Here is a 17,691-nt window from a genome sequence, read left to right on the forward strand (position 1 = left end):
CGCGCCGAAATCAGCGCGGGAGCGTCAGTTCTCCTGATCCATCCACTCGTGCCACGAGCGGCCACGCACGATGACGGCGTCCTCCTGCCGCGGCAACATGCCGCCCTCGGCCATGGATGCAGGCGCTTCGCCCGGCTTCACAGCGGCATCGAGCCCCTTGGCCGCAACGTGCTCGCGGGCCAGGCCGACGAGACTCTCGGTGCGCGGCCCGGCGAGTTGGACATCGCCGTCGAACGACCCCGTCGCCATCTCGAGCAGCAGACGAACGACCTCGGCGGAGTCGACCGGCTGGAATTCCACGTCCATGACGTCGGCCACGCCGTCGGTGGTGAACCACTCGACCATCTGGCCCGGGGATTCGTGGAACTGGGTGGCGCGCAGAACGAGGACGCCCGGGGAGTTCTCCCGGTGGGCCTTCTCCTGTGCCAATTGCCGACGTAGTAGCCGTAGTCGGGGCTCTCCTCGATGCCGACGATCGACAACACGACCGTGCGTCGCACGCCGGCCTCGTGAGCTGCCTGGCCGAGATGGCCGGCCACCGAACGGAAGAAGCTGACCGCCTCGTCCTCCTCGACGCTCGCGCCCTGCGTGACGTCGACGACGGCATCCACGTCCGCGAGCGCCTCGGCGAGGCGGGGCAGGACGGCCTCGTCCGTGAGGTCGAAGCCGGAGGAACGCGACACCTCGACGACGTCGTGACCGTCGGAGCGAGCCAGCTCGACGAGCTTGGTTCCGATGAGGCCGGTCGAGCCGGCGATGGCGACACGCATGACTTCTCCTTGCGTTGCGGTGGAATCGAGCCGCTGTGCCCAGTCAACCAGAGGGCGCGTTCAGAGCTTCTTCACGAGCGCGAAGCGCTGGAGGACAACCTGGGTGTCGTCGTTCACCGTGAAGTTCGGGTCGTCCGACTCGGCGCGCACGTCGTCACTCGTCCAGAAACGTTCGTGCGCTTCCCGCCATTCGGCGACGTCCCGGAAGCCTTCACCCTCGTCGAGGGCGTGATCGAGGTCGACCTCGTCGAGGCTGACGACGCGCACCTCGGTCGTCTCCGTGATGCCGACCGGCAGGCCGGTCGAGGAGATGAGCACCTCACGCTCCCCCACGACGGGCAGCGGCTCACCGTCCGTGCGGTACCCCTCCAGCAATGCCGACGTGGAACTCTTCGTACCGCTGATGATGGCGGCGAGCAGCGTGTCGCGTAGCGGACCCGGGAATGCGTAGAGGCCGGCGCGGGCTCCCGGCCACTGGGCCTCGATGGCAACGTCGCGCAGCCGATCGACGTGGTCGGCCCACGACGCGTCGTCACCGAACGGCAGGTTCGGGTTCGCCTCACGCAACCCCACGCGTCCGTCAAGCTGCTCGCGCAGAATGTCGAGATGCCCTGCGTGCCGTGCGATTTCGACGACAAGGTGAACGAGAATCCGGTGCAGCGTCACGTCGGGCTGGGGCCACCAGGGCACGCTGCCCGGAGCCTCAAGATCGAGGGCATCGATCGTCGCGTCGGCGTGGGCAACAGCGCGGCGGTACAGGAGCACGACGTCCTCGACCGACTCCTCGCCGGTCGCCCACATGTCCGCGTTGGGCTCCGCACCCGGCCCGATCCAGGGCAACTCCTCACCGGGACGGCCGAAGACGATGCCGAGATAGCCGTACTCCATCGCAGCAAGATGCTTGACGATGCCGAGAACGTTCGAGCCCGTCGACGTCATGGGCCATCGCGCCTGCCACTCGTCGAGCCCCTCGAGCTTCCACAACACCGCGGAACGCCATGAGTCGAGGTAGGTCTTGAGCATCGCCTTGTCGTCCATTCGACCAGCCTAGGGCCGCGCGTCACAATGGTCGGTATGCCTGAATCCCCCACAGCCTTCACGCGCGAGCAGGGACGTGCGCTCGTGCGCGCCGTTTTCGCGATCTTCTTCGTCAACGGCGTGATGATGGGCGCGTGGGGCGGTTCACTGCCGGGCCTGCGTGAGCGCGTCGGTACGGACGCGGGCGGCATCGGCGCCGTTCTCCTCGTCACCGGCGCGAGTGCCATCGTCTCGATGCAGATCGGCGGGCGCGTCTCCGACCGCATCACCCCACGCTTGCCGTCTCTCGTGAGCGGCGTCGCGATGGCTGCGGCTGTCGGACTCCTCGCCTTCGTACCGAACTACGTGGCTCTCGTCCTCGCGGGAGCGCTCATCGGTGCGAGCAACGGCACGATGGACGTCGCGATGAACGCCCTCGGTATCGACGCGGAGAAGGCCTCCGGCATACCGACGATGAGTCGTTTCCACGCGTTCTTCTCGCTCGGTGGCTTCGTCGGCGCGGTCATCGTCGTGGCGTTCGCCCGCCTGCAGGACGACGCCGATCCACGCTCGGCCCTCATCGTCATCGCCGTCGCGGCGCTCCTCGCGCTCGCCGCACTGCTGGCCCGCACCCCCAAGGCCCCCCACGACGACGCAGGCGCGCAGGCGACGGATGAGGCCGACGTTTCGGCGTCCGCGAAGGCCACGGGCATCCCGCCGCAGGCGTGGTTGCTCGGCGTCATGGCCCTGTTCTTCGGCTTCACCGAAGGAACGGCCATCGACTGGGCCTCGATCCACGTCACCGACGTCGCGAAGGTCGACGCCGGCACCGGCGCAGCAGGTCTCGTCGCCGTGTCGGCGACGATGGTCGTCATCCGCCTCGTCGGCGACGCGCTCGTGCGCCGCTACGGACGCGTCGCGGTCGTCCGATTCGGAGCTCCGGTGGCCGTCGCGGGTTTCGCGGTGACGGTGGTGGCGTCGTCCCTGCCTGTCATCCTCGCCGGCTGGCTGCTCGTGGGCCTGGGTGTCGGCATGATCGCGCCGCAGATCTACGCGATCGCGGGCCACATCGGCGGCGGTCGGGTGCTCGCCATCGTCACCGGCTTCGGGTACACCGCGTTCCTCGCCGGGCCGGGCGTCATCGGCTACCTCAGCTCACACTTCGACATCCAGCGCGCGATGCTCCTACCGCTCGTGGCGGGCCTGCTGCTCACCGCGCTGACGTTCACGCCCGCCCTGCGCGATTCGCAGGACGAGCGCGTAGGCGCCTGAGCGACCCCAAGGAGCCTGCTCAGGCCTCCTCGAGGCTCGCGCCACGTCGTTCGGGCAGGAGCAGTGACGCCACCATGGCGACGGCGAACGCGAACGCGATGAGCGCGAACGTCCACACCTCGCCGTGCTCGGTGAAGACGACCGGCACGATGAGCGGCGCGACGATCGACGCGATGCGGCCGAACGCCGTCGCGCTTCCGGCACCCGCGGCGCGGATCGCGGTCGGGTAGATCTCCGGCGTGATGGCGTAGAGCGCACCCCAGGCGCCGAGGTTGAAGAAGCTGAGTGCGCATCCGGCCGCGATGATCGTGGCTTCGGAGCCGGCGTTGCCGAACGCGAGCGCCGAGAGCGCGGAGCCGGCGAGGAACGCGGCGAGCGTGGGACGTCGGCCAGTCTTCTCGACGAGCACCGCAGCCGCGAGGTACCCGGGCAGTTGCGCGATCGTGATGATGAGCGTGAAGCCGAACGACTTGGCCACCGGGTAGCCACCGGCGACGAGGAACGTCGGAATCCACAGGAACGCGCCGTAATAGGCGAAGTTGACGCCGAACCACGTGGTCCACAGCGCGGCGGTGCGGGTGCGGTACGCCGGCGCGAAGGCGTCGGTCATTTTCGGCTTGGGCGCAGCCTCGTGGCCTGTCGGCGCGACGGCGGCGCGCTTCGGAGCTTCGATGCCGGACGCCGATTCGAACTCGCGGACGGATCGCTCGGCCTCCTCCTCACGTCCGGCGCGCTCGAGGAAGCGCACGGATTCGGGCAGGCCTCGACGCACCCACACGGCGTAGAGCGCGGGCACGAGGCCGAGGAGCATGGCCCAACGCCACCCGTTTTCGCGCGGCACCACGGTGAAGCCGATGACGGCGGCGAGCAGCCAGCCCACGGCCCAGAACGACTCGAGAGCGACGACCATGCGGCCCCGCAGTCGGCGCGGCGCGTACTCACTCACGAGCGTCGAGGCGACGGGCAGTTCGGCGCCGAGGCCCAGACCGACAACGAAGCGCAGAGCGCACAGCACGAGGAACGTCGGTGCGAGGGCTGACAGGCCCGTTGCAAGGCCGTACACGACGAGCGTGCCGGCGAAGACCGTGCGGCGGCCGATGCGGTCGGCCAGGGCGCCACCGGCGCCGGCGCCGATCGCCATCCCGATGAAGCCGATCGACGCGAGCCACGACAGGTCGGTGGTCGACAGGCCCCACTCCTTCTTCACGGCAACCATGAGGAAGGAGATGAGGCCGACGTCCATGGCGTCGAGCGCCCAGCCGAGGCCGGAGCCGACGAGCAACGAACGGTGACGACGGTTGAACGGCAGGGCGTCGAGACGCTCCTCGCGAGTTCGGTGTTCGGTCGTCATGGACATGGGCACTCTTTTCGTCAGTTAGGCACAAAGTCGTGCCGGAGAAAAGAGTAGCCCGATCGAACCCCTTTTGGTCAACAAGAGGAAAAGTCTGGTGCGTCACGCTCTCGACGGAGCAACCAGCGCGTCGAGGAGCACGCCCGCTCGCTTCCAATCGGCCGTAGATGGCGGCGACCTCGTCACGCGGGGCCGGCTCGAGCAGCGACTGGACCGTGCTCGTGTGCTGGAAGTCGGAAGGAGAACGCGAAGGCATCGAAGCACGGCTGACGCCCCGAGGAGCGCGGCGAGCAGGTTGAGGCCGTCGCCCAACCTACGTCCGACGAGAACCCGGATCCGGCGCAGGTGGCGGCCTTCACGAAGGAACGCATCGGCAGCGTGAAGGCCCCCAAGGAGGTCTTCGTGTGGCCTGACCTGCCGAGGTCAAAGGTCGGAAAAGTGCTCAAGACGGACGTCAAGCAGACGCTGAGTTCGGCCTCTCAGGCCTGACCACCGCCTGACGCAGCCCCATGACGATCACGGGCTGAGACGGCCGGCCCGTCCGCCGCTCGAGGGTGCGGCGAGCATCCTTATGCCGGTTACGGTCGTGCCACGCCCCACCCGCGAAAGGAAGTTCGACCATGACCTCATACGACGCCAACGCCGAAGGATTCTTCGGTGAGTTCGGTGGCCGTTTCGTGCCGCCGCACCTCGAGGAGCCGATGGCCGAGGTGGCACGCGCGTGGGCCGAGGCGAAGGCCGACCCGACGTTCCTCGGCGAGTACGAGCGTCTGCTCACCCTCTACGCGGGCCGCCCGTCGGTGCTGTTCCCCGCCGACAACCTGACGCGCCACGTCGGCGGCGCGCGCATCTACCTCAAGCGTGAGGACCTCAACCACACCGGGTCGCACAAGATCAACCACTGCCTCGGCGAGGCCCTGCTCGCGAAGCGCATGGGCAAGAAGAAGCTCATCGCGGAGACGGGTGCCGGCCAGCACGGCGTCGCTCTCGCGACGGCGGCCGCGTACATGGGTCTCGAGTGCGAGATCCACATGGGTGCGATCGACGTCGCCAAGCAGCACCCGAACGTCGTGCGCATGGAGATGCTCGGCGCGAAGGTCGTGCCGGTCGAGTTCGGCGGACGCTCGCTCAAGGAGGCCGTCGATTCGGCGTTCGACACCTACGCACGCGACTTCGAGGACGTCTTCTTCGGCATCGGCTCCGTCGTCGGCCCCGACCCGTACCCGTCGATGGTGCGCGAATTCCAGTCGGTCGTCGGGCGCGAGGCGCGCGAGCAGATCCTGTCGCTCGAGGGCCGCCTGCCGGACGCCGCGGTCGCGTGCGTCGGTGGAGGGTCGAATGCGATGGGCCTGTTCAGCGGCTTCCTCGACGACGAGGGCGTCCGGCTCTACGGCGTCGAGCCGGCCGGCGAGGGCGTCGAGGTGCCCGGCCGTCACGCCGCGACGATGACGAAGGGCACCCCCGGCACCCTGCACGGCATGGCCACCACGGTGCTGCAGGACGAGTCCGGTGAGCCGTCGGCGGTGCACTCCATCGCGTCCGGTCTCGACTACCCGGGCGTGGGCCCGCAGCACGCGTACCTCGCGTCGCTGGGCCGCGTCACGTACGTGACGGCCACGGACGACGAGTGCCTCGATGCCTTCAGCACCCTCTCGCGAGTGGAGGGCATCATCCCGGCGCTGGAGAGCTCGCATGCCATCGTCCACGCCATGAAGTTGGCTCGCGAGCTGGGCGAGGACGGCATCGTCGTCGCCAACCTCTCGGGGCGCGGCGACAAGGATGTCGACTACGTCGCCGAGTACCTCGCGGAGCACCCGCGCTCCTGAGCGCGAGCCTCGTCGCGGCGCGTTCGTTCGGTCACCGAGCGAACGCGCCGCGGTGTATCTCGGCCACGGACGCATGACCCGTCAGCGCCATCGTGAGGTCGAGCTCGGCGAGGGTGTGCTCGACGACGGCCTGCACCCCTTCGGCGCCCGCGAGCGCCAGACCGTAGACGTAGGGCCGCCCGAGGATGACGGCGTCTGCCCCGAGCGCGAGCGCCGTGAAAACGTCCGAGCCCGAGCGCACCCCGGAGTCGAAGAGCACGGTGAGATCGCCGACCTCGTCACCCAGGCTCGCGAGGACGTCGAGCGAGGCGACGGCGCCATCGACCTGCCGACCGCCGTGGTTCGACACGACGATGCCGTCAAGCCCTTGGTCGGCGGCGAGGCGCACGTCGTCGACGCTCTGGATGCCCTTGAGCAGGATCGGGAGCGACGTCCATTCGCGCAGCTTGGCCAGGTCGTCCCAGGTGAGACCGCTCGAGGGGAACACGTCGAGGAACGTCTCGACCGCGGCGCGAGGCAGCGGCGAACGGAGGTTCTCGCGCAGGTCGCCCGGGTAGTGCCGGGCTATCGACACCAGCGAGCGGGCCGCCGCGGGCGTCGGACGTTCGGTCGGTCGGGCCGATCCGCGGGCTGCGCGCTCCTCGACCCGCGCCATGAAGACCGGGTCGCTGAGGTACTGCGCGAGGCCCTGGCCACGCGCGAACGGCAGGTGCCCGAGGTCGAGGTCCTCGGGCCGCCACCCCATGAGGTGCGTGTCGAGCGTGACGACGACTGCCTCCGCACCGCACGCCTCGGCGCGCTGGACGAGCGAACGGGCCAGGTCGTCGTCGTTGCTCCAGTACAGCTGGTACCAGTGCGGCGTCTCGCCGAGTTCGGCGGCGACCTCCTCCATGGCGACGCTGGCTTGCGTCGAGTGGATCATCGGCGTCTGTGTGGACACGGAGGCCTTCGCCACGGCGCGCTCGGCCTGCGGGTGCGCCATTTCGAGGACGCCGATGGGCGCGAGCAGGAGCGGGTGCGCGTAGCGACGGCCGAAGAGGTCGATGCCGAGGTCGCGTTCACGCACGTCGCGCAGCATGCGGGGCACCGCGCGGTAGCGCGCGAAGGCCTCGACGTTGGCGTCGTTCGTGCGTCCCCGCCCCGCGCTGCCGTCGACGTATGCGAACGCACGATCACTCATTGCCTTGCGGGCGGCCTCGCGCAGTCGCCCCGGTTCGACGGGAACCACCGGGGTGCGTCCGTAGACACCGGCGCCGTAGATGGCACCCTGAATCCTGCGTCCGAGGTTGATCGCGTCCATGCCACCCACGGTAGAAGTCCCTCCCCTGCAACGGGTCCGCAGGCGCTTACCGCTTCGTTAGGTTGGGAGGCATGAAGGCGCGCCCCGAGATCATCGACGCCCACGTGCAGGAGCTGTGGCGTACGGGCGCGACGCGTATCGCGTCGAGCACCGGCAAGCTCGTGGCGTGCATGGTCGGCGCGCTCGGTTTCACGGCCATCGGCGGCGCCGGTCTCACGGTCGTCATCGGCGAGCGCGGCGTGCTCGGCGCGTTCACGAGCACACCGGGCTCGTGGGTGTGCCTCGTCGCGGTGCTGTTCTTCGGGGTGCTCGGCATCCCGTCGTTGACGATCCAGTTCCTACGTCGCCAAACGCTCGTCATCGAACGCGAGGGGGTACGCGTGCTGCGCGGTGATGGGCGCCAGGTTGCAGCCTTGGCGTGGCAGAACGTCGCTGAGGTCAGCCAGTTCCGTCACCGGAGTACGTCGATGACCAACTGTGTCCTCACGCCCGAGGCGGCCGATCTCCGGCGTGCGACGTCGGGGGCGGTCGCGCGGGGCCTGGCCCGGGCCGACGCGGCAGTCGTCGGTACCCAGGTGTGGACCGTGCCGACGATCTTCAAGTACCAGCGCGAGCTGCCCGAGATCCTTCGGGCGGCGCTGCACGGCTACCGCACCGGTTGGCGGCTCTAACGCGCAGAGCCCGCCCGAGCGCAAGGTTCGGGCGGGCTCTGCGGCGAAGCGTCCGGGTCAGACGACGCCGAGGGCGAGCATCGCGTCGGCCACCTTGACGAAGCCGGCGATGTTGGCGCCCTTGACGTAGTCGCCGGGCACGTCGAACTCGTCGGCGGTGCTCTGGCAGCGCTCGAAGACGCCCTTCATGATGGTTTCGAGACGCTTCTCGGTGTGCTCGAACGTCCACGAGTCACGCGAGGCGTTCTGCTGCATCTCAAGGGCGCTGACGGCCACACCACCACAGTTGGAAGCCTTGCCCGGCGCGAACAGGACGCCGGCCTCCTGGAGGATGTCGGTGGCGTCCGGCGTCGTGGGCATGTTGGCGCCCTCGGCGACGGCGACGCAGCCGTTCTTGACGAGCGTCTTCGCGGCGTCCGCCGGCAGTTCGTTCTGCGTGGCACACGGCAGCGCGACGTCGCAGGCGACGTCCCAGATCGAGCCGTCGGCGACGAACGTCGACTGCTTGCGCAGGTCGGCGTACTCGCTGATGCGGGCGCGCTTGTTCTCCTTGAGGTCGCGCACGATCTCGAGGTCGATGCCGTTCTCGTCGACGACGTAGCCGCCGGAGTCGCTCATCGCGATGACGGTGCCGCCCAGCTGGGCGACCTTCTGCGCGGCGTAGATGGCCACGTTGCCGGAGCCGGAGATGACGACCTTCGTGCCGTCGAAGGAGCGACCCTTCGTCGCGAGCATCTCCTGGGTGAGGAAGACCGTGCCGTAGCCGGTGGCTTCGGTACGCGCCGCGGCGCCGCCCCAGGAGAGGCCCTTACCGGTGAGTACGCCCGCCTCGTAGCGGTTGGTGATGCGCTTGTACTGGCCGAAGAGGTAGCCGATCTCGCGACCACCGACGCCGATGTCGCCGGCCGGGACGTCGGTGTACTCACCGATGTGGCGGTAGAGCTCCGTCATGAACGACTGGCAGAAGCGCATGACCTCGGCGTCGCTCTTGCCCTTGGGGTCGAAGTCGGCGCCACCCTTGCCGCCGCCGATGGGCAGGCCGGTGAGGGAGTTCTTGAAGATCTGCTCGAAGCCGAGGAACTTCACGATGCCGAGGTAGACGCTCGGGTGGAAGCGCAGACCGCCCTTGTACGGACCGAGGGCCGAGTTGTACTCGACGCGGAAGCCGCGGTTGACGTTGACGCGGCCCTGGTCGTCGACCCACGGCACGCGGAAGATGATCTGACGCTCGGGCTCGGCGAGGCGCTCGATGATGCTGGCCTCGACGTAGTCGGGGCGACGTTCGAGCACCGGGCCGAGGCTCGTGAGCACCTCGTCCACGGCCTGGTGGAACTCGGCCTCACCGGGGTTGCGCTTGAGGATCGTCTCGCGGACCGGCTCGAGCCGGGGGTGCAGAGTCGGGGACATGGCGTGCCTCCTAAGCGCCGACGGATCACGCCGACGGATCGTGTGGGGTTTTGATCGATTATGCCGTGTTCTCACGAAGAGCCGTGAGCAGCGCCGGCAGGGCTTCACCTGCTGGGACGCGCCATGTGGCGGTGGCGATGTCGCTGAGGTCGGTCTCCTCAGGGTTGATCTCGACGACAGGAACACCGCGGTGGTGCGCCATGATCGGCAGGCCGGCTGCGGGGTAGACGATCCCGGAGGTGCCGATGACGAGGACGAGGTCGGCGGAGAGCGTCGCGGCCTCGGCTCGTTCCAGAGCATCCTGCGGGAGTGCTTCGCCGAACCAGACGATGCCGGGCCGCACGAGGCCGCCGCAGTGGACGCAGACGGGCGGGTCGAGGCGCTCGACTGGTTCGGTGAGCGGTTCGCCGACGGCTTCGGCGTCCTGCCCGCAGCGGGAGCAGCGCAGCGCGAAAATGCTGCCGTGCAGGTGGGCGAGCACGTCGCTGCCCGCGCGTTCGTGCAGGTCGTCGACGTTCTGGGTGACGATCCACAGGTGTGCATCGCCGACCTCGCTCCACTCGGCGAGCGCCCGGTGCCCAGCGTTGGGCTGGGCGCGGGTCATGAGCGTCATGCGCCAGCGGTACCAGGCCCAGACGCGGGCGGGGTCGGCCTCCCACGCCTCCGGAGTTGCCAGGGATGCGGGATCCTGGTTCGCCCACAGCCCGGTCTGTTCATCGCGAAAGGTGGCGAGACCGCTCTCGGCGCTCATTCCGGCACCGGTGAGGACGGTGACGCCCTTGGCCGTGCGGGCGAGTTCGAGAACTTCCTCGGGAACGCGCATGCGCCCACCCTAGTAAGTCGTGCGCTCAACTCTGAATCGCCGCAAGCCCAGCGACACCGCCGGCCTCATTCGTCGGACGGCGTCTCGCGCTCACCCTTTCGCTTCGAGAACCGCCCCGCCATGCGTCCTCCGAGCGCGCGCACCGCCGTGAAGTCTCGGCCCGAGGTTGCCTCACGGTGTGTGGGCGACTCGACACGGCACGCCTCGGCAAGGCGGTCGAGGACAGCGAGCTCGTCCTTGCCGGTTTTTCCGTCAATTCCCGCCACCAACACCGCGCACTCGTACAGAGGTTGGAGGTCGCCGTCCAAAGGCTCGAACTTGGCCAACACTTCCGCCTCGTCGGCATCGATGGTTTCGCGCAGCTGCACGAGAGCCACACTCGCGGGATTGCGATCCGAGATGGATGACGTGACGTGGTGGAGAAGGAGCTTCTCTTCCTCCGCCACCTTCCCGTCAGCCTGAATGACGAGCCAGGTCGCCCACAACAGTTCCTCATGATGCGGTGTCTTGGCCATCATCCTTCCGACGATTTCCGTGATCTGGGCCTGCGTTCGGAAGAACGAGCGCGCATAGTCGCCGGCTGACTTCGTCGTCCAGTAATTGATCGCGGTGGAAAGGGGAACCGTCACGCCGGGAATTGAGAACTTGATGATGTTGCGCTGCAGAAGGTGTTTGCCTACGACCGGCAGGCTCTTCACTGCCGTCAGCGTGGAGCCGCTGAAGATCTTCTTGATGACCGGGCGGAGCACGACGGGGACGCCCTTCGACACGGCGCCGCGACCGGCCTCTCCCGACTTGATGAGAAGTGCGATTCTGATGAGTTTCCAGAGGTCTTCGGAATCGTTGACGTCGATCGGCACTCCGTAGAGCACTGCGATGTCGTGCGCGAGACGAAGCTGGAGACGCGTCGTGTAAGCCAGATCGACGACGAAGCTGCCTACTGCAGCAGGGGCCGTCAGAGGACTCGCACCGCCCAGTGAACCGATCGTGGCGGCGACGGCACCGGTGTACGCAGCAGCTGACAGACCACCCTCGATGCCCGCATATTTAGCCGCGAGCTTGATGCGAGCATCGACGATCGCGTCTGCGGGGAGGTGCGGGTATTTCTCGCGAAACCATTCCGCCGTCACTTGCTCGGAGTATTGAGCCAGTGAGACCTTCAGAAGGCGCGCGAACCAATCGCCACTCTTGATGTCATCCATCGACAGACCGCCGACGAAGTCGCGAATCTCATCGACCTGCTTGATCACGACGGATTTGTCGGCAGCGTCGGGGGCTTCGGCCCCATCAAGTTCCGCGAGGTCGACGTCGTCCAGGTTGAGTTCGTCGTTCGAGTTCGTCATGTGATCCTCCGAGTCTTCCGCCGTCTCCGACCGGAGGAGGCAGGCCCAGACTAATCTGCATCACCTCCGAGAAAGCGCGGTTACGAGACCTTCTTCACGACGCTCGACTTGAGATGCATGCGCCCGAAGCCGGGCATCTGCGCGTCGATGTCGTGCCCGCCGGGGCCGAAGGGGTCGAGCCGGATGCTGCGCACCTTCGTACCCGCTTTGAGCGCGCCGCCACCGGCTCCCTTGAGCTTCAGGTCCTTGGCGATCGTCACTGCGTCACCGCCGACGAGAACGTTGCCGACAGCATCCCGGATGACAGGCGCGTCAGCGGCATCGCCACCGGTATCTTCCGGTGACCACTCGTGCCCGCACACGGGGCACACGAGCAGGGAGCCCTGCTCGTAGGTGTACGGCTCGGAACACTCAGGGCACGGGGGAAGCGTCTCGTCACACACGGGAAAGCTCTCGCATGCCGGAGGTCACGGCGCCCGCGAGTCGCCAGCCCGACCTACTGACCGCCGGAGCCTCGGCGTTGCCCGACGAACCTGGTGCGGCTGGCCAGCACACCTGCCACGAGCTGAACCACAAGGAGCAGGCCGAGGACAGCCAGCGGCACAGAGCACTCCCCCGTCGCAGCGTGCACGGCGCCGATGCCGGCCGACGTGCGTGGCCGCTTCCACCGCCCGCACGGCTTCGGCGTGGAGGCGCTCCAAGGGGGCTTCACGCTGTGGAACCGTCAGGCCGACGCCGCTGGGAAGCTCACCGCCGAGCTACTCGACATCGCGGTCGGCTCCGAGGAGAAGCCGGTGCGCGGCTCCGGCATCTTCGTCGGCGGGCACGGCGACTGGGAAGGCAAGGACGACGGCGGCACGATCGACGTCACGACGCTGCGCACCGGTGAGGTGCACACTGACGGCGGCATCGTGCCGGGGACGCCGGACCTCACCTCGGGCCCGTCTTCGTCATCACGGGCGCGAACGTGGAGAAGGTCGATTCGGTCGGCCGAGTCACGACTTACGGCCAGAACGACATGGTGCTCGACAACTGGGGCAACGTCGGCACGTGGACGGCGAGCGAGCAGGTTGCGTCGCACGGCCCGAGCGGCATCGGGTTCGTCAACTTCGGCGACATCGACGTGCTCGACGTCCAGGCCCCGATCCTGACGACGGGCAAGGGTGCGCGCGGGTTCAACCTGTACGACGGCTCGCTCAACGAAGCGCGCTTCGCGAGCATCGCGACGACGGGTGACGGCTCGATCGGCATCCAGGTGAGCAAGCCGCTGCCGAAGCTGTCGGTGGCGGGCGACGTCACGACGACCGGCGGCGAGGGACTCAGCCTCGTCAAGGGCGTTCAGGTGACCCTGCAGGCCGTCGCGCTGAGCGTCAAGGAGACCGGCGTCGTCGACGAGTTGAACATCGGTGGTCGTCTCGCGACGAGCGGCTCGAACGTCACGACGCTCGAGGTCGACGGCAAGGTCGGCAGCTTCGCCGCTGACGGCGGTATCGAGGCCGAGGGTGATGGCTCCGACGCCGCACGCGTCTCCGACAAGGGTCAGATCGACCTCGACGGCGTCACCCTGACGTCGAAGCACGGCCAGGACGTGGTGCGCGGCTGACCCCGACCGTCACGGCAAACGCCCGAGGTTGGGAGTTTTTCACCAAATGCACTCGGCATCGGCTGAAAAACTCCCAACCTCGGGCGTTCTCGTGTGCCTGGCGGAGACGCGGCGGTTGACCGCCGGGCGACTCACTCGTCACACGTTGAAGCGGAACTCCACCGTATGCCGTGCCGCCCTCAGAGTTGCCGTCCACGCCTGAGGTGCGCCGGGTGATATCCGCACTGGTCCAGAGGTACTTCAGCCGTGAGACTCACGCGCGTCTCCTCGACGCCGACGGGAGCGAGGGTGCGGAGGACGGTGGTGGCCTGGCCGGCCGGAAAATCCTGGCGCGGGTGAGCGAGAAGCATCCAGGCGGCACTCCCACTGCCGCAGTCAGGGACTGATGCGGCGACGACCGTGGTCGTTCAGCGCCCCTGGGCCGCGGCGTCGTCGAGGGCGTCCAGGTCGCGCAGGGCGTAGCGCAGGTGTTCCCACTCCTCCTCGAGGATCACGCGGAAGCACGAGCGCACCGTCTCCGGATACTCGGGGCTCCACGGGTGGCGGCGTTCCTCGTCCAGGCCGGCGTCGTCCACGGACGCCAGGAACTCGCGGACCTGGGCCAGGCGCTCGGACCGCACCGCGGGCATCTCCTCGTAGGGCGGGGGCGTGGACGCGAAGAAGGCGAGGTCGACACCATCGTCCTCCCAACCCGCGCGGGGCTGGCCGAGCGGGTGGAACGGCTCCTCGGCGCCCTGAATCCCCCGGCTCAGCCAGGCGCCGGTCGCGAAGACGAGGTGGCGCAGGGTCTGGGAGAAGCACCACTCTCCCTCGACCGAGACGTCGACTGCGCCGTCCGGGAGCGCCGATGCGCGGTCGGTCGTCTGGCGCCATGAGCCTTTTACGCGCCCCAGGCCCCGCGCAGTCCCTCGGCGTCCTCAGCGCGCCGCTGCGTCCCGCAGGCCCCTGCCGACAAAGCGGCACCCTTGAGCTTCAGCGAGTCGGGAACTGCGGACACGTCTTCGACGGTGCCAGCCGACCCCTGGATTCATTGTCAGACACGCCCTAGGCGTTCCGGCCTCAGTGGACTTGGCCGGCGGCTGCGGGACCGATCCGCGGCCGTCGCACGAGTTCGCACGTCAGGCGCAGGGCGCCGACCGCGGTGAGAACCGTCAAAACCGACCATGCGGGCATGATCAGTGCTGGCGGGATGATGAGCAGGGATGCGGCCGCCGTGAGGAGGCGGTCCGGCACGAGCTGATGGTGATCGCGCCATCGGTAGGCGACATCGGCGGCGTAGAACAGGCCCACCCCGCCACTGAGGGCGATGGCCGGCAGCAGCGGTAACGGGTCGAACACGTGCTCAAGCGCCACGCTGGCGCCGAAGCCGAAGAAGGCGACCCCGGCGACCAGGGGAAGGTGTAGGTAGCTGTAGGCGTCGCGGGCCAGTCGGGCGCGTTCGGGCCCGTCGGCGTCTTTGAGGCGTTGCTCGGCGCCGGCGGTCAGACCGAAGTAGGTCCACCACAACGAGGCGGCGATCAGGACTCCGAGGACGGCGGCGGCGAGCACGACCGGTTGCTGCAGGTGCTCGCTGGCCCCGGTGCCCAGCCCGACGACGGCTTCACCGAGCGCGACGATGATGATGAGGCCGTGGCGCTCGACGAAGTAGGAGGGCACTACCCGGAAAACCCCGACCCCGGCGACCAGGGGTCCGCCGAAGTCGATGATGGCTGCGCCGATCCAGAGCAGCTCTCGGTAGGGGGCCGGGAAGGCGGCGGCGACGGCGATCAGGACTGGTGCGATGAGCAGGCTCGGGGCCAGCCGCAGGAGGCCTGCGCGGAGGTGTTCGTCGTCGTGGGAGGCGTCCACGACGAACAAGACCAGGTGGATGACGCGGATGGCGAGCAGGGCAAGCCCGAAGACGAGGGCTCCGGTGCTGAACGCGGTCGGGAGTGCGCTTGCGGCCAGCAGCATCGCAGCCATGGCGGCGATGACCAGGCAGCGAAATACCACCCGATTCGTAGTGAAGGTGTTGGTGAGCCACGTGTAGCAGACCCAGGCCCACCACACCGCCAGTAGGCCGAGCACACCATGACCGAAACCCCGCCACGAAACGTCGTCCCGCACCAGCTCGGTCAGCTGCGCCATGGCGTACACGAACACCAGGTCGAAGAACAGCTCTAGCTTGCCCACCGACCCGCTGTCGCTGTCCCGCGAGTCGGCCTCGCTGCCCGGCTCAGAGTTCTCTGACATCCGCGAAATCATCCTCTTTCAAGCCCGACAACTCCCATCCTCACCGACGGTGCTGCCGCGCTGTCCGGAGCGCTGTCCGGACCAACCGGGCTGCGCCCTTGGTCAGGGTCACAGCATTTCTAGTGGTCGCGGTCCGCTCGGGGGCGGGAACGCACGGTCCAGAGCATCCAGGTCTTCGCGGGTCAGCTCCACGTCCAGTGCTGTTGCGTTGTCTCGCACGTGCTGCGGGCTGCTCGCCTTGGGGATCGTGCAGAGCGAGTCGCGGCGCAGCACCCAGGCGATGGCCGCCGCCGCGGCGCTGACGCTGTGACGCGCCGCGACGTCGTTCAGTGTCGTGTCGTGAAGGATGCGGCCCTGCTCGATCGGCGAATACGCCATGACCGGCAGCTGGTGGTCGGCGCACCACGGCAGGAGGTCGTACTCCGGTCCTCGCCGCGACAGGTTGTACAGCACCTGATCCGTGGCCAGCCCGCTGCTGCCCGGCACGTCCTGCAGGTCGGCGAGGGCCCGGTGGTCGAAGTTGCTGACGCCCCAGTATCGGATTTTCCCGTCCTCGACGAGCTGTTGGAAGGCCGCGACGGTGTCCTGCAGCGGGTACCTGCCCTGCCAGTGCAGCAGGTAGAGGTCGATCCGATCGGTGCCCAGGCGTTTCAGGCTGCGTTCGCAGGCCGCGATCGTGCCGGAACGGGAGGCGTGGGACGGAAGGACCTTGCTGACCACGAATGCTTCGTCGCGGCGACCCGCCAATGCTTCACCGACCACCTCCTCCGCGCCGCCGTCGCCGTACATCTCGGCGGTGTCGACCAGCGTCATGCCCAGCTCGAGGCCGGCGTGCAGCGCGGCGACCTCGTCGCCGCGGCGGCCGGGGTCCTCTCCCCAGCCCCAGGTGCCCTGGCCCAGCACAGGGATGGACTCCCCGCTCGGCAGCGTTATCCGTCGCATCCGCGATCACTTCCTTCTGGTTGTCCTGAGGTGGGACGTGGGCTGCGATCCTCGAAGGGCCGGCGCATCCGAGACCGGTGCTGGCTTACTGCGTGGGTCATCGGTCGACTTGGAAGACGGCCCGTACGCAGCTCATCTCATGCGCTACCTACCTCCAGGAGGGTTGGAGCTACCGAGGTGCCGGGTGTCGAGCTGCTAGTCAGCCCCGCCTGCGCCATGTGGCGTACCGGGCTGCTCACGAGCAGTTTCCGGCGTCGGTGGACTGAACAGTACTCCCACGGCGAAACAGAGGGAAGAGATCATCGGGTGAGCGGCTGGTGACCAGGTTCCCGTCTCGAGCCACCCCCATGGTCCACCACATTCGCGCCGGTGTTGCGCAGGTCGGTGCGGATGCTGGGGAATGAGGTCAGGGTCCAGCCGGTCACGAGACGTCATGGCCCTGCTCGGTCTGCCCGACCACCCCACTTTCCGCCCCCGCTCGCCAGTACTGGCCGCGGCCCCGCGCGATGCTCGGCGGACCGCGGACCTCGTTCCTGCTGCCCGCGCCAACCGAACCCGGCGGCTACCTGCGCGTCATGGCTCTGGGCATGCCTCAAGACGCTCCCCGCCACCTGAGCCTGGTCGTCGTGCTCTCACCCTGCGAGGACCTGCACGGGCTAGCCCACCGCGAGCTCGAGGTTCTTGGCCTGCTGATCGCCTGTCATCGGCATCGAACATTTCACAGGACACGCGGCGAACTCTTCGCCGAACCGGATGATCAGCGGGGTCTGCGAAGAATAGTCCTCGCCCGCTGGCGGGTGCCGTCGTCGCCGGTCAGTACATCTGGGACGGCTCCAGGTCGATGCGCACCTCGACCAAGCTTGTAACCGGCCCGGGTCGAACGCCGCCGCCATCGGGGTATTGACCGCATCTGTGGTCGCGGTAATTCGTCGAGCTCCATCCCCGATATGGAATCGGGTGATGCACTCGAGGATCTCGTCTACGTAACCGTGGCCGCGGTGCTGTGTTGTACGGCGGATCGATGTAGATGCATTTGACCTGGCCCGCATAGGACCCCTGAAGCGCCCTGGGTTTGGTTCCGTCCTTCCTGAAGGAGAATCGGACCATGCCCAAGAAGTACGACCAGGACTTGCG

The 17,691-nt window shown here is 68.1% G+C and carries 15 protein-coding genes and 3 pseudogenes; 5 read left to right on the forward strand and 13 right to left on the reverse strand.

What is annotated here, in order from left to right; genetic code table 11:
- Positions 1-24 precede the first annotated feature (24 nt).
- From IM689_RS14775 to IM689_RS13275, 3 genes and pseudogenes are all read right to left on the reverse strand, one after another.
- The gene (locus IM689_RS14775; RefSeq protein WP_227484865.1) at positions 25-429 is read right to left on the reverse strand and encodes a hypothetical protein; all 405 of its coding nucleotides are present in this window, start codon (positions 427-429) and stop codon (positions 25-27) included.
- A gap of 107 nt (positions 430-536) precedes the next feature.
- Positions 537-770, reverse strand: a pseudogene (locus IM689_RS15165) (NAD-dependent epimerase/dehydratase family protein); the annotation flags it as partial.
- A 60-nt stretch (positions 771-830) separates the two neighbouring features.
- On the reverse strand, positions 831-1,808 hold the full coding sequence (locus tag IM689_RS13275; protein ID WP_193644343.1) for a mycothiol transferase: 978 nt from the start codon (positions 1,806-1,808) through the stop codon (positions 831-833).
- 36 nt (positions 1,809-1,844) lie between these two features.
- Here IM689_RS13275 and IM689_RS13280 point away from each other — a divergent pair, with 36 nt between their 5' ends.
- Positions 1,845-3,059, forward strand: coding sequence for an MFS transporter (locus IM689_RS13280; RefSeq protein WP_227484847.1), 1,215 nt, complete (start codon positions 1,845-1,847; stop codon positions 3,057-3,059).
- A 19-nt stretch (positions 3,060-3,078) separates the two neighbouring features.
- Here IM689_RS13280 and IM689_RS13285 read toward each other — a convergent pair whose 3' ends face one another.
- A complete protein-coding gene (locus IM689_RS13285) occupies positions 3,079-4,416 on the reverse strand; it encodes an MFS transporter (RefSeq protein ID WP_227484848.1) in 1,338 nt (445 codons plus the stop codon).
- Positions 4,417-4,698: 282 nt separating this feature from the next.
- On the opposite strand from IM689_RS13285, the pseudogene IM689_RS15095 reads away from it, so the two are divergent.
- A pseudogene (locus tag IM689_RS15095) lies at positions 4,699-4,899 on the forward strand (AMP-dependent acyl-CoA synthetase); the annotation flags it as partial.
- 131 nt (positions 4,900-5,030) lie between these two features.
- The gene (trpB, locus tag IM689_RS13295) at positions 5,031-6,236 is read left to right on the forward strand and encodes a tryptophan synthase subunit beta (RefSeq protein ID WP_193644345.1); all 1,206 of its coding nucleotides are present in this window, start codon (positions 5,031-5,033) and stop codon (positions 6,234-6,236) included.
- 31 nt (positions 6,237-6,267) lie between these two features.
- On the opposite strand, the gene IM689_RS13300 is transcribed toward trpB, so the two are convergent.
- Positions 6,268-7,536 (reverse strand): alpha-hydroxy-acid oxidizing protein, encoded by a 1,269-nt coding sequence (locus IM689_RS13300; RefSeq protein ID WP_193644346.1) that lies wholly within the window; start codon positions 7,534-7,536, stop codon positions 6,268-6,270.
- Positions 7,537-7,607: 71 nt separating this feature from the next.
- On the opposite strand from IM689_RS13300, the gene IM689_RS13305 reads away from it, so the two are divergent.
- Entirely contained in the window at positions 7,608-8,207 is a 600-nt protein-coding gene (locus IM689_RS13305; protein WP_047310338.1) for a hypothetical protein, read from the forward strand.
- Positions 8,208-8,264: 57 nt separating this feature from the next.
- Here IM689_RS13305 and gdhA read toward each other — a convergent pair whose 3' ends face one another.
- The 4 genes from gdhA to IM689_RS13325 form a co-directional block, all read right to left on the reverse strand.
- Positions 8,265-9,614 (reverse strand): NADP-specific glutamate dehydrogenase, encoded by a 1,350-nt coding sequence (gdhA, locus tag IM689_RS13310; protein WP_193644347.1) that lies wholly within the window; start codon positions 9,612-9,614, stop codon positions 8,265-8,267.
- 58 nt (positions 9,615-9,672) lie between these two features.
- Positions 9,673-10,437: an SIR2 family NAD-dependent protein deacylase gene (locus tag IM689_RS13315; RefSeq protein ID WP_193644348.1), complete on the reverse strand. Its 765-nt coding sequence runs from the start codon at positions 10,435-10,437 to the stop codon at positions 9,673-9,675.
- Between the two features lie 65 nt (positions 10,438-10,502).
- Positions 10,503-11,780, reverse strand: coding sequence for a TerB family tellurite resistance protein (locus tag IM689_RS13320; RefSeq protein WP_193644349.1), 1,278 nt, complete (start codon positions 11,778-11,780; stop codon positions 10,503-10,505).
- 80 nt (positions 11,781-11,860) lie between these two features.
- Positions 11,861-12,223 carry a zinc ribbon domain-containing protein YjdM gene (locus IM689_RS13325; protein WP_193644350.1) on the reverse strand — a complete coding sequence of 121 codons (363 nt, stop codon included), beginning with the start codon at positions 12,221-12,223 and terminating at the stop codon, positions 11,861-11,863.
- Positions 12,224-12,747: 524 nt separating this feature from the next.
- Between IM689_RS13325 and IM689_RS13330 the strand changes: the two genes are divergently transcribed.
- Entirely contained in the window at positions 12,748-13,383 is a 636-nt protein-coding gene (locus IM689_RS13330) for a hypothetical protein (protein WP_193644351.1), read from the forward strand.
- 407 nt (positions 13,384-13,790) lie between these two features.
- Here IM689_RS13330 and IM689_RS13335 read toward each other — a convergent pair whose 3' ends face one another.
- From IM689_RS13335 to IM689_RS15180, 4 genes and pseudogenes are all read right to left on the reverse strand, one after another.
- Positions 13,791-14,276: a DinB family protein gene (locus IM689_RS13335; RefSeq protein WP_193644369.1), complete on the reverse strand. Its 486-nt coding sequence runs from the start codon at positions 14,274-14,276 to the stop codon at positions 13,791-13,793.
- Positions 14,277-14,442: 166 nt separating this feature from the next.
- Positions 14,443-15,615, reverse strand: a complete 1,173-nt coding sequence (locus tag IM689_RS13340; RefSeq protein ID WP_193644352.1) for a low temperature requirement protein A — start codon at positions 15,613-15,615, stop codon at positions 14,443-14,445.
- Positions 15,616-15,723: 108 nt separating this feature from the next.
- Positions 15,724-16,518 carry an aldo/keto reductase gene (locus IM689_RS13345; protein ID WP_319803892.1) on the reverse strand — a complete coding sequence of 265 codons (795 nt, stop codon included), beginning with the start codon at positions 16,516-16,518 and terminating at the stop codon, positions 15,724-15,726.
- A gap of 274 nt (positions 16,519-16,792) precedes the next feature.
- Positions 16,793-16,985: pseudogene (locus IM689_RS15180) on the reverse strand (DJ-1/PfpI family protein); the annotation flags it as partial.
- Between the last annotated feature and the right edge of the window lie 706 nt (positions 16,986-17,691).

This window comes from Dermacoccus barathri, from assembly GCF_015070805.1.
Lineage (GTDB): Bacteria > Actinomycetota > Actinomycetes > Actinomycetales > Dermatophilaceae > Dermacoccus > Dermacoccus abyssi.